The sequence below is a fragment of the Streptomyces misionensis genome, from assembly GCF_007896895.1.
Taxonomy (GTDB): domain Bacteria; phylum Actinomycetota; class Actinomycetes; order Streptomycetales; family Streptomycetaceae; genus Streptomyces; species Streptomyces misionensis_A.
In genome coordinates this window covers 1,282-12,492 of sequence record NZ_VOGW01000065.1, presented here as the reverse complement: position 1 = coordinate 12,492, position 11,211 = coordinate 1,282, and the positions used below count along the sequence as shown (strand labels likewise).

Annotated in this window: 11 protein-coding genes; all 11 read right to left on the bottom strand. The window is 75.0% G+C overall.

The annotated features are described in order from the left end of the window. Positions 1-1,219, bottom strand: a 1,219-nt coding sequence (locus tag FRZ03_RS12125; protein ID WP_146465160.1) for an acyltransferase family protein, incomplete at its 3' end; no start/stop codon positions are given. Beyond that, entirely contained in the window at positions 1,212-2,171 is a 960-nt protein-coding gene (locus tag FRZ03_RS12120; protein ID WP_146465154.1) for an alpha/beta hydrolase, read from the bottom strand. The genes FRZ03_RS12120 and FRZ03_RS12125, both read right to left, overlap by 8 nt. A gap of 147 nt (positions 2,172-2,318) precedes the next feature. Then, positions 2,319-3,197 carry an alpha/beta hydrolase gene (locus FRZ03_RS12115; protein WP_146465153.1) on the bottom strand — a complete coding sequence of 293 codons (879 nt, stop codon included), beginning with the start codon at positions 3,195-3,197 and terminating at the stop codon, positions 2,319-2,321. Between the two features lie 169 nt (positions 3,198-3,366). Then, a complete protein-coding gene (gene kynU / locus FRZ03_RS12110) occupies positions 3,367-4,551 on the bottom strand; it encodes a kynureninase (RefSeq protein WP_146465152.1) in 1,185 nt (394 codons plus the stop codon). Next, positions 4,544-5,389 carry a tryptophan 2,3-dioxygenase family protein gene (locus FRZ03_RS12105; protein ID WP_146465151.1) on the bottom strand — a complete coding sequence of 282 codons (846 nt, stop codon included), beginning with the start codon at positions 5,387-5,389 and terminating at the stop codon, positions 4,544-4,546. Before FRZ03_RS12105 ends, kynU begins: the two co-directional genes overlap by 8 nt. Positions 5,390-5,540: 151 nt before the next feature. Next, entirely contained in the window at positions 5,541-5,954 is a 414-nt protein-coding gene (locus FRZ03_RS12100; protein ID WP_146465150.1) for a DUF3151 domain-containing protein, read from the bottom strand. A 53-nt stretch (positions 5,955-6,007) separates the two neighbouring features. Then, positions 6,008-7,498 carry an MFS transporter gene (locus FRZ03_RS12095; RefSeq protein WP_146465149.1) on the bottom strand — a complete coding sequence of 497 codons (1,491 nt, stop codon included), beginning with the start codon at positions 7,496-7,498 and terminating at the stop codon, positions 6,008-6,010. Positions 7,499-7,568: 70 nt separating this feature from the next. Further along, on the bottom strand, positions 7,569-8,591 hold the full coding sequence (fbaA, locus tag FRZ03_RS12090) for a class II fructose-bisphosphate aldolase (protein ID WP_146465148.1): 1,023 nt from the start codon (positions 8,589-8,591) through the stop codon (positions 7,569-7,571). A 181-nt stretch (positions 8,592-8,772) separates the two neighbouring features. Continuing rightward, positions 8,773-9,321: an orotate phosphoribosyltransferase gene (pyrE, locus tag FRZ03_RS12085; RefSeq protein ID WP_146465147.1), complete on the bottom strand. Its 549-nt coding sequence runs from the start codon at positions 9,319-9,321 to the stop codon at positions 8,773-8,775. Between the two features lie 10 nt (positions 9,322-9,331). After that, positions 9,332-10,120 (bottom strand): aldose epimerase family protein, encoded by a 789-nt coding sequence (locus tag FRZ03_RS12080; protein WP_146465146.1) that lies wholly within the window; start codon positions 10,118-10,120, stop codon positions 9,332-9,334. 107 nt (positions 10,121-10,227) lie between these two features. Beyond that, the gene (locus FRZ03_RS12075) at positions 10,228-11,064 is read right to left on the bottom strand and encodes an SRPBCC family protein (RefSeq protein ID WP_146465145.1); all 837 of its coding nucleotides are present in this window, start codon (positions 11,062-11,064) and stop codon (positions 10,228-10,230) included. Positions 11,065-11,211 lie beyond the last annotated feature (147 nt).

The window sequence follows — 11,211 nt, the reverse complement described above, 5'->3', positions numbered from 1 at the left end:
GCCCGACACGCGGTGCGGCCCCCGCGTCCGCGCCGCCCCCGTGCACCCGGACGACCCGGCCGCGCCGCGCCCGCGACCGGCGGCCGCCGCCCTGCTCGTACGACCGGAACGCGCCCCAGCACACCGCCAGGACCAGTGCGAACACCGGCAGCCACAGCAGCCGTTCGGCGATCCAGGCCGGGCCGTCGGGGGCGGTGTGCAGGCCGGGCAGCGGGCCGGCCGGGAGCGCGGCGGCCGTGGTGGCCATCAGGGCCGTCTGGTGCCACAGGAAGACGGTCATCGCGGAGAGGTTGACCACGGCCACCGCCCCCCAGAGCAGCGGGCGGCGCATCGCGCGGCGCAGCCGGTCGCGCAGCAGCAGGGCGAGCCCGCACTGGGCGAGGCCGAAGGTGACGGCGGCGAGGGTCGGCGGGTTCAGGTTGGAGACCGCCGCGCCGGGCACGCCGACCATGGCGGCCGGATAGCCCGCCAGCGCGACGAGGGCCGCCGTGGCCGCCGCGCCGCAGGTCAGCAGGGTCCAGCCCGCGCGGCGGGTGTCCAGCTCCCCGCGGGTCCAGGCGGCGCCGAGGGTGTAGGGGACCAGCCAGCCCGCGGCCAGGTTGACCCAGCCGAGCCAGTGGGGGCCGAGGTGCAGCCCGAAGCGCAGCACGTCCACGTGCAGCACGACCGCGAGCGGCCACAGGGGATGCAGGCGGGCGACGAGCGGCGTCCCGGCGGTCAGCGCGGCGAACACCAGCAGGAACCACAGCGGGGACAGGGCCAGTTTGACGAGGGTGTGGACGGTGTCCGGCGGGGCGCCGGTGAGCAGCAGGCCCGCGCCGGCCGCGGACCACAGGCCCAGCAGGACGAGGACCGGGCGGACGAGGCGGGTGAGCCGGGCGCGCAGCCACTGCCCGTACGACATCCCGCGGGCCCGGGCCGAGGCGAGGCTGCGGGTGGCCACGTGCCCGCCCACCAGGAAGAACAGCGCGAGGGTCTGGAAGGCCCAGGAGATCGGGGCCAGCCAGGGCATGCGCTGCAAGGGGCTCGCGGTGTGCAGCCCGCCGTCGTGGGCGACCAGCGCGGTGACCAGCCAGTGGCCGAGGACGACCCCGAGGATCGCCCAGGCCCGCAGGGCGTCCACGGCACGGTCGCGGGTCCCGGGGGTGGCGGCGTCGATGTGCCGGGCGCCGTTCCGTACCGCCTGCCATGTGCCGCCGTTGCCGGTGCGCTCAGCCACGGGTCACCTCCGAGGTCTCGCCGCGGGTGATCCGGGCGAGGTTGGCGAGGGAGACCGAGCCCGGGGTGAAGTAGCCGCTGTGGCCGGCCGCGCCCGCGTCGAAGATCCGGGCGCCGAAGCCCCGGGAGACGGGGTCGGTGCCGAAGCCGACGGTGGCGAAGAGCAGGTCGGCGCGGACGTGCGGCACATGGGCCACCCAGTCGTCGGCGCCGCGCGCCGCCCAGACGCGGGCGCTGGTGCCCAGGGCGGACACGTCGTCCGCACCGGTGCCGGGGCTGCCGACCAGGACGACGTCGTCCGCGTCGAGCCCGTGCGCGGCCCGGCCGCAGACGACGGAGCCGTAGGAGTGGCAGAGCACGGAGAGATGCGCGCGGGCGGGAGCGAGGGAGCGCAACTGACGTACCAGCGCGCGCAGCTGAGGTGCGGCCGCGTCGGCGCGGCTGGTGGTGGTCACCGTCGTGCTGACCGTGCCGGGGGTGGTGTAGCCGAGCCAGGCGACCACGGCGGTGCGCGGGCCGGTGGCGGCGTACAGGGCGGCGGCCGCCCGGTGGAAGCGGGCGTAGGTGTCCAGGGAGGTGTCCGAGCCGGGGACCAGGACCGCGACGTGGTCGGCGTGGGCGAGATCGCCGAGCACCTCGGTGGCGAGGCCCGCGCCCCGGCCGTCGAACGCCAGCAGCCGGCGGTCCGCCGAGGCCAGGGCGCGGTCGGCGGCGGCGCGCCGGGAGTCGCCGTGCGCGGCGGCCATCCGGGCGGCGCGGCCGGCGTCGGCGCGGTTCGCGGCGTAGGCGGCGGCGAGGCCGGCCGGGGTGAGGTGCGCCAGGGCCGCGGGGGCGGGGGCCGGTATCCGGGGGCGGGCCGCGGCGGAGAGGGGGACGGTGAGGGCCGCGGTGAGCCGGGCGGCGACGAGGGCGCGGCGCGCTCGGCGGCGTCGGGTGCGGGTCGGGTGCCCCATGGTCGGCTTCCTTCCGGCCAGCCCGGCCATCGGGCTTGACTGGAAAGGAAGTTAGAAACGAAGGGGCGTCGTCGGCGTCCCGCCGGGGAGCCGTCTTGCGGGGTGGCTCTCAGGTACTACGGGTATCACCGGGCCGGCGCCCGGGGCTCACCAGGCGAGCTGGGCGATCTCCTCCGCGACCACCGCGCAGGCGTCCGCGGCCGGGTCGATCAGCGGGAAGTGGCCGACGTCCGCCAGCAGCGTCAGGCCCACCATCTCCCCCGCCCTGGCCGCGGCGTCCGCGTACGACTCGGCCACCGCCTGCGGCACGACCAGGTCGGCACGGCCCTGGACGACGGTGGTGGCGATGCCCGTCGGCAGCAGGAGGGCGGGGTCGGCGTACGGCCGTCGCGCCGCGAAGTGCTCGGGTCCGCCGAGGAGTTGCAGGGACGCGTGCTCGCAGGCGCCCAGTTCCTCGGCCACCGCCAGGTCGGCGAGCGGGGCGAGGGCGACGACGCCGCGCAGCGGGGCGGGTCCGGCGGTGCGCCAGGACGAGTCGGCGGGCAGGACGTGCCGGGCCGCGGCCCACAGAGCGAGGTGGCCGCCCGCCGAGTGACCGGTGAGGACGGTACGGCGCCGATCGGCGCCCGGCAGCGCCTCGCGGACCAGGTCCGGTAGGGCGTCCAGGGCGGCGGCCACGTCCGCGAAGGTGTCCGGCCAGCGGCCGGCGGGCGGGGTGGTGCCCTGGTCCTCGGGGCCGTCGCCGCCGCGCCGGTACTCGACGTTGGCCACCGCGAAACCCCTGCGGGCCAGGAAGTCCGCGAAGGGGGTGGCGTGTTGACGGTCGAAGCGGGCGCGCCAGGCCCCGCCGTGCAGGACGACGACCAGGGGGGCCGGGGTGTCCCCGGCCGTGCGGGGCGCGTAGAAGTCGATCACCTGGTCGGGGTGGGAGCCGTAGGCCGCGGTGGCGTCGGGCGCGACGGGGGCGTGCGAGAACGCGGACTCTTCCTCGGCGGCGGCACGGGCTGCTGCGGCTGCGTCCGGCATGCTCCAACCTCTCATCGACGGGGCGGCGTTCGGCGACCGGGCGGGATGATCTCGGCGGCCGTTGGCGGGACGGTATCAGGCGGGTGACGTGCGGGTACGGGGGCGGTGGCGGGAACGCGCGGCGGCGCCGGGGGTGCCTTCGGCAGGCCGCCCCCGGCGCCCACCGGGACTACCCCAGCAGGGCGGCCAGGGTCCGCGCCGCCCGCTCCGCGTCCGCGAACGTCGTGTACAGCGGTGTGAAGCCGAAGCGCAGCACGTCCGGCTGCCGGAAGTCGCCCACGACGCCCTCCTCGATCAGCCGCTTCATCACCTCACCGGCGTCGGCGCAGCGCAGCGAGACCTGGCTGCCGCGCCGCCCGTGCTCCGCGGGCGTCACCGGCTCCACCCGGCCCGGTTCCGTGTACGCGCTCACGCACTCCAGGAAGAAGTCGGTCAGCGCGAGGGACTTGGCGCGCACGGCGTCGATGCCCACGCCCTCCCAGACGTCCAGCGCCGCCTCCAGGGCCAGCATGGACAGGATGTCCGGGGTGCCGACGCGCCCGCGCACCGCGCCCGGCGCCGGGGCGTAGTCCGGGCTCATGCCGAAGGGGTCGGCATGGGAGTTCCAGCCGGGCAGCGGGGAGTCGAACCGCGGTTGCAGCTCGCGGCGCACGTACAGGAACGCCGGTGAACCGGGGCCGCCGTTCAGGTACTTGTAGGTGCAGCCGACCGCGAGGTCGACGCCGTGCTCGTCCAGCCCCACCGGCAGCGCGCCCGCGCTGTGGCACAGGTCCCAGACCGCGAGAGCCCCCGCGGCGTGGATCGCGGCCGTGAGCGAGGGCAGGTCGTGCAGCCGGCCGGTGCGGTAGTCGACGTGGTTGAGCAGCACCGCCGCCGTACGCGGCCCGAGCGCGCCCGGCACCTCCTCGGGCGTCAGGGCGCGCAGCGTACGGCCGGTCAGCCGGGCCGCCGACTCGGCGATGTAGCCGTCCGTCGGGAAGGTGGTGGCGTCCACCAGGATCTCGGTGCGGTCGTCGCCGGCCAGCCGCACCGCGCCGACGAGCGCCTTGAACACGTTGACGCTGGTGGAGTCGCCCACCACGACCTGTCCCGGTGCCGCGCCGACCAGCGGGGCGATCCGGTCGCCGATCCGCTCCGGCGCCGTCCACCAGCCGCTCTCCGTCCAGGAGCGGATGCGCAGCTCGCCCCACTCGCGGCGCACGACGTCCGCCAGCCGGTCGGGGACGTGCGCGGGCAGCGCGCCGAGGGAGTTGCCGTCGAGGTAGACCACGTCGTCCAGGGCGAACCGGGAACGCAGCGGGGCCAGTTCGTCCGCCGCGTCCAGCTGCTTCGCCCGCAGGGTGAGTTCAGACATGGGACCTCGCCGTCCACAGCTCGGGGAACACGTTCTTGCGGGCGCGCTTCTCCAGCCAGGCGACCCCGGCGGAGCCGCCCGTGCCGGCCTTGGCGCCCATCGCGCGGCGGGTGGCGACGAGGTGGTCGTTGCGCCAGCGCCACACCAGTTCGGCCACGTCGGTCAACGCCTCGCCGAGCCGGACGAGTTCGCCGTCCTGCTCGCCCGAGTAGACCGCCGCCCAGACCTGTTCGACGGCCTGGTCGGGCTCGTACCGCTGGGAGACGTCGCGCTCCAGGACCGCGTCCGGGACGGCGTGGCCGCGGCGGGCCAGCAGCCGCAGCACCTCGTCGTAGAGGCTGGGCTCGTGCAGCGCCTTCTCCAGCTCCGCGTGCGCGCGGGGCGCGCCGCGGTGCGGGACGAGCATCGACGCGGACTTGTCGCCGAGCAGGAACTCCAGGCGCCGGTACATCGCGGACTGGAAGCCGGACCCCTCGCCGAGCGCGCCGCGGTAGGAGTTGAACTGGGCGGGCGTGAGCGCGGCGAGCGGGGTCCAGGAGGCGTTCAGGGCCTCCAGTTCGCGCACCGAACGCTTCAGCGCGGCGATCGCGGTGGGCACGTCGTCCGAGCGGAGCGCCTTCGCGGCGGTCTCCCACTCGTGCACGAGCACCGTGAACCACAGCTCCATCACCTGGGTGGTGACCAGGAAGACCATCTCTCCGGGGTCGTCGGAGAGGGTGTGCTGGAGGTGGGTGAGCAGGTCGGCGCGCACGTAGTCCTCGTACGGCGTCGTACCGGCGAAGTCGAGATGCGGGGTCTCGGGCTCAGCGGCCTCGTGGGGGTGAGCCTGTTGGGACATCGCTGTCTCCTGTTGTCACTCCGGGTAGCGGTCCGCCCCTGCCGATGCCGGCACGGGGGCCCCGGTCCCCACCTCGCATCCTCCGCAATCACCCCGGGTACGGCAAGGCCCGTCTGCTGCCAGACGGGCCACACAGGTGACACAGGGTGTATCAGCCGAGGGTCTGCGCCGCGGTGGGCGAGGAGTCCTTCAGGAACTGCGTGCAGCGCTCGTACTCCTCCTGCTCGCCGATGGCCTGGGCGGCGCGGGCGAGGGCGTGCAGGGCGCGCAGGAAGCCGCGGTTGGGCTCGTGCTCCCAAGGGACCGGGCCGTGGCCCTTCCAGCCGCTGCGGCGCAGGGCGTCCAGGCCGCGGTGGTAGCCGGTGCGGGCGTAGGCGTACGACTCCACGACCGCGCCGCGCACCCCACCTCCTCCCTCGCCTGGGCCCAGCTGGCCGACGACGCCTTCGAGCGCGGCGGCGACCTCCGCGGGGGCGGTGCCCCCGGCGAGCTGCTCCCGGGGCTCCGGGTCGTCGGGCAGGTGGGTCGGGGGCGGTCCGCCGAGCAGGTTCTCGTGAATGGTCATGGGTTCAGTCTCGCGTATGCGGGGTCACCGCGGCGGGCCGCGTCACCCTTCGCTCACCTTCCGCCCGCCCGCGGAGCGAAGCCGCGGCCGGAGGCGCCGTCCGGCTCCAGCGGCGGCGCCGTGAGCGCGCAGTGCGTGTGCCGCTCCGGACGGCGGCAGTCCGGCGTCGGCCGGCCCTTGACCAGGAAGAACGCCAGGGCCGCCGCCACCACCAGCACCCCCGCGCAGATCGGCATCGCCCGGCGGAAGGCCGCGTCGAACGCCGTCGCGGAGCGGTACGCGTCCGCCCCCATCCCCGCCAGCAGCGGCAGCGCGGCGACCGCGACCAGGCCCGCCGCCCGCGCCGCCGCGTTGTTGATGCCGCTGGCCACGCCCGCCCGCGCGGTGTCGACGGACGCGAGGACCGTCGCGGTCAGCGGCGCCACCAGGACGACCATGCCCGCGCCCATCACCAGCAGCGCGGGCAGCACGTCCACCGGATAGCTCGCCCCCGGCCCGACGCGCAGCATCAGCAGCATCGCCGCCGCGCACAGCAGCGGCCCCACGGTCAGCGGGAGGCGCGGCCCGGTGCGGTCGGACAGCGCGCCCGAGCCAGAGGAGAACAGCAGCATCAAGGCCGTGGTCGGCAGCAGCGCCGTGCCCGCGACCAGCGGGGACCAGCCGACCGCCACCTGCAGCTGGAGCGCGGTGAGGAAGAAGAAGCCGCCGAAGGCCGCGTACACGCACAGCGTGACCAGGTTGACCGCGGTGAACTGGCGGGAGGCGAACACGTCCGGCGGCAGCATGGGGTCGGGGCGGTGCCGTTCCACGTACACGAAGGCGACCGCCGCGGCCAGACCGGCCACCGCGCTGACGACCACGGCCGCCGTGCCGCCGCGCGCCTCGATGAGGGCGTAGGTCAGCAGCGCGAGGGCGAGCGCCCCGAGCACCGCGCCGAGGACGTCGAAGCGGCCGCGGGCGCCCTCGTCGGCGGACTCGGGCACGTGCCGCAGGGCCACCGGCACGCACAGCAGGGCGAGCGGCACGTTCAGCAGGAAGACCCAGCGCCAGCCGGGGCCGGAGACCAGCCAGCCGCCCAGGAAGGGGCCGACGGCCGCGCCGATCCCGCCGAACCCGGACCACAGGCCGACGGCCCGGCTGCGGTCGTCGGGGTGGAAGGAGGCCTGGATCAGCGCCAGCGAGCCGGGGGTGAGCAGCGCCCCGCCGACGCCCTGGAGGGCCCGCGCGGCGATCAGCAGCCCCGAGGTCGGCGCGATGCCGCACAGCAGCGAGGCGGTGGCGAACCAGACCACCCCGAGCACGAACACCTTCCGGCGGCCGTAGCGGTCGCCGAGGGAACCGCCGAGCAGGATCAGTCCGGCCAGCGTGACCATGTACGCGTTGACGGTCCACTGCAGGGCGCCCAGGCTCGCGTTCAGCTCGCGGCCGATGCGCGGCAGCGCCACGTTGACGACGGTCGAGTCCAGCATGGCCATGCTGGAGCCGAGCACCGTGGTGAGCAGGATCCAGGTGCCCTGGGACGAGCCCAGCCGGACATCGGGCATGCCCCCACATATACAGCGATACGGCGGGCCCGGCGCCGCGAGGACGCCGGACCCGCCGTGGACGTACCGCTTACTTGATCTTGTTGCCCGCCGAGCGCAGGTGCTGCGTGGCCTCGACGACGCGCGCGGCCATGCCGGCCTCGGCCAGCTTGCCCCAGGTGCGCGGGTCGTAGGCCTTCTTGTTGCCGACCTCGCCGTCCACCTTCAGGACGCCGTCGTAGTTCGCGAACATGTGGCCGGCGACCGGACGGGTGAACGCGTACTGGGTGTCGGTGTCCAGGTTCATCTTCACCACGCCGTTCTCCAGCGCGGTCTGGATCTCCTGCTCGGTGGAGCCGGAGCCGCCGTGGAAGACGAAGTCGAACGGGGACTCCTTGCCGAACCGCGCGGCCACGCCCTCGTTCAGCTCCTTGAGCAGCTCGGGACGCAGCACCACGTTGCCCGGCTTGTACACGCCGTGCACGTTGCCGAAGGACGCGGCCAGCAGGTAGCGGCCCTTCTCGCCGAGGCCCAGCGCCTCCGCCGTGCGGATCGCGTCGTCGACCGTGGTGTACAGGGAGTCGTTGATCTCGTGCGAGACGCCGTCCTCCTCACCGCCGGTCGGGGTGATCTCCACCTCCAGGATGATCTTGGCGGCGCGGGCCTGCTCCAGCAGCTCCTGCGCGATCTCCAGGTTGTCGGCGAGGGTCTCGGCGGAGCCGTCCCACATGTGCGACTGGAACAGCGGGGCCAGACCGGAGTCGACGCGCTTCTTCGACAGGGCGAGCAGCGGACGGACGTACCCGTCGAGCTTGTCCTTCGGGCAGTGGTCGGTGTGCAGCGCGATGTTGACCGGGTACTTCTCCGCGACGATGTGCGCGAACTCGGCGAGGGCGACCGCGCCCGTCACCATGTCCTTGCTGTACTGGCCGCCGAGGAACTCGGCGCCACCCGTGGAGATCTGGACGATGCCGTCGCTCTCCGCCTCCGCGAAGCCGCGCAGCGCCGCGTGCAGGGTCTGGCTGGAGGTCACGTTGATGGCCGGGTAGGCGAACTTGCCTGCCTTCGCCCGGTCGAGCATCTCGGCGTAGACCTCGGGGGTTGCGATGGGCATCTGTCCGCTCCTTGTGTTGCGGGTTCGGGTTCTGCGTACGGCCCTGACCTAGACCTGATGGGTGACGTCGTCGTCGGCCCCATCTTTCCAGACGGGGGGTACCGGACGGCGCCCCCCGAGTCCGGGTCAACCGGACGGGGGGTACCGGGCGGCGCCCCCAAGTCCAGGTCAAAGGGGCGCGTCAGTCCAGACCCAGTTCATCCTTCGAGAAGGCGAACCGGTACGGAACGCCCGCGCCGGCCTCGATCTTCTCGGCGGCCCCGGTCGCCCGGTCCACGATGGTCGCGACGGCGACGACCTCGGCACCGGCCTCGCGCACGGCCTCCACGGCGGTCAGCGGGGAACCGCCGGTGGTGGAGGTGTCCTCGACCACCAGCACCCGGCGGCCCGCGATGTCCGGACCCTCGACCCGGCGCTGCAACCCGTGCGCCTTGGCGGCCTTGCGCACCACGAAGGCGTCCAGCCTGCGCCCCCGCGCGGCGGCGGCGTGCAGCAGGGCGGCCGCGACCGGGTCGGCGCCCATGGTGAGGCCGCCCACCGCGTCGAACTCCAGGTCCGCGGTCAGATCCAGGAGCACCTGGCCGACCAGCGGGGCGGCCTCGCCGTCGAGGGTGATGCGGCGCAGGTCGACGTAGTAGTCGGCTTCCAGACCCGAGGAGAGGGTCACCTTGCCGTGCACCACGGCCTTGTCCTTGATCTGCTGAAGGAGCTCAGCACGCACGTCCGTCATGCCGCCCAGCTTAAAGGCGCCGCCAGCTCCAGGTCGTGGCCGCCTCCAGCGGCTCCAGGGGCGTGACCAGGCGCGGCCGGGTGTTCAGCCCGTTGGGCGGGCCGGTCTGCGGCTCCACGCAGACCGCCTCGGCCTGCTCGTCGTAGACGACGACCCACTCCTCGCGGCTGGCCACCGTCAGCTCCAGCCGCCCCGGCCAGGTGAGGGTGACGCCGACGCCGCCGGGCATGCCGAAGCAGTCGTCCCACGGGCCCGGCTTCGGGTCGATGCGGTTGCCGGTGGGCAGGTGGTCGGCGCCGCGCTCCTCCTGCCAGGCGGGCTCGAAGTCCAGGGTCACGTCCGCGCCGCCGAGGCTGCGGCGGAACCAGGGGTGCCAGCCGATCTGCGCCGGGTAGGAGTCCTCGTACGTCTCCACCGACATGGTCAGCGTCAGGCTGTCCTCGGCAAGCGCGACGATCTGGGTGACCCGGCCGGAGTGCGGCCAGGGGTCGGTCAGCTCGTGCGTGATCACCGCCTCGTTCTCCGTGACGCGCGCGGTGCGCCAGGCGCCGTCGCGGGCGGTGCCGTGGATGGCGTGCGGCGGGGAGTTGAGCGGCATCTGCCGGACGGTGCCGCCGTCGAGGAACCGGCCCTCGCGGATGCGCCCGCACCAGGGCACCATGGGGAAACAGCCGAACTTGGGGCCCTGGCGCAGCAGTTCCGTGCCGCCGATCCGCAGCCCGCCGATGCGGCCGCCGTTCCCGGGCCGCACGATCACCTCCGCGTCGCCCGCGGTCAGCGTGATGTCTTCGTCACTCACGGGACGACACTACTGGGGAGGCGGCCCGGAAGGACCGGGGACGTGTCCGATACCCGGCTGAGCCGGGCGGGCGCGCCGGTCCCGGCGGCGGCGGGCGGACGACGACGTCAACGGCGCTTGCGCAACGCCCTGCCCACCACGATCGCCGAGGCCAGTGCCAGCGCCGCGGCCGGCGCGGCCCACCGCAGGGCCTGGTTCGCGGTGACCGTCTGCGGCGCCGGAACCGGGGCGTACCGGCCCCGCGGCGGCGCGTGGTCGACCTCCTCGGCGCTGCGGCCGATCATCGTGCGCCGGGCGTGCGCGGCCTCGGCGGGCGGTACGCCGGTGTCCGCGAAGTCCCCCGCCGGCACCTCCGCGTCCGCCGCGCCCGCTGCGCCTTCCGCGTCCTGCGCGTACTCCTCGTCGTCGCCGTCGGCGTCGAGCGAGGGTGGCGGGATCTCGGTGTCGAAGACGGACACGTGCCCGCTCTCCGCCTGCTGCCCCTCGTCCGCCTCCGGCACCTCGTCCGCCTCGGGCACCTCCTCCGCCCGCTCCCCCAGCCCCTCCAGGAACCGGTTCAGCAGCCGGGTCGCCGCCGAGGCCACCGCGTCCGCCGGCAGCTCCGCGAGGCGCCCCGACGCGTCGGCCGCGCCCGAGACGGTGACGGTGGTGCCGCCGTCGGTCCCGGCGAGGCGCAGGGTGAGGGCGAGCTTGACCGCGCCGGTGCCGCGGGCCTCGGTGGCGTCACCCTCGACGGCATAGCCGCCGTCCTCGCGGGCGAGCACCCGCGCCGCGCCCCGATAGGTGATGGAACTCCCGCCGACGCGCAGCTTCAGGCGGCCGGCGACGGGCGGGGCGCCGGCGTCCTGCTGGAGACCGGGGACGGCGCGGGCGACACGCGCGGGGTCGGCGAGTGCCGCGGCGAGACGGCCGGCCGGGACCGGGACGAAGACCTGGTGCTCCATGTCGGCTGAGCCTACCCACGAGCGGCCGGGTCGTACCCTCACGGGAACCGGCACATGCGGGCGTGGCCGTTCAGTACCGCGGATGGATCAGTGTGGACGCGGGCAGTGCGTCGATCCGGGTCCGCTCGGCCGCCCGCCGGTCCGCCG

Coding starts and splice junctions, on each gene's coding strand:
- FRZ03_RS12120 (WP_146465154.1), bottom strand. CDS start 2,171: ATGGGGCACCCGACCCGCACCCGACGCCGCCGAGCGCGCCGCGCCCTC.
- FRZ03_RS12115 (WP_146465153.1), bottom strand. CDS start 3,197: ATGCCGGACGCAGCCGCAGCAGCCCGTGCCGCCGCCGAGGAAGAGTCC.
- kynU (WP_146465152.1), bottom strand. CDS start 4,551: ATGTCTGAACTCACCCTGCGGGCGAAGCAGCTGGACGCGGCGGACGAA.
- FRZ03_RS12105 (WP_146465151.1), bottom strand. CDS start 5,389: ATGTCCCAACAGGCTCACCCCCACGAGGCCGCTGAGCCCGAGACCCCG.
- FRZ03_RS12100 (WP_146465150.1), bottom strand. CDS start 5,954: ATGACCATTCACGAGAACCTGCTCGGCGGACCGCCCCCGACCCACCTG.
- FRZ03_RS12095 (WP_146465149.1), bottom strand. CDS start 7,498: ATGCCCGATGTCCGGCTGGGCTCGTCCCAGGGCACCTGGATCCTGCTC.
- fbaA (WP_146465148.1), bottom strand. CDS start 8,591: ATGCCCATCGCAACCCCCGAGGTCTACGCCGAGATGCTCGACCGGGCG.
- pyrE (WP_146465147.1), bottom strand. CDS start 9,321: ATGACGGACGTGCGTGCTGAGCTCCTTCAGCAGATCAAGGACAAGGCC.
- FRZ03_RS12075 (WP_146465145.1), bottom strand. CDS start 11,064: ATGGAGCACCAGGTCTTCGTCCCGGTCCCGGCCGGCCGTCTCGCCGCG.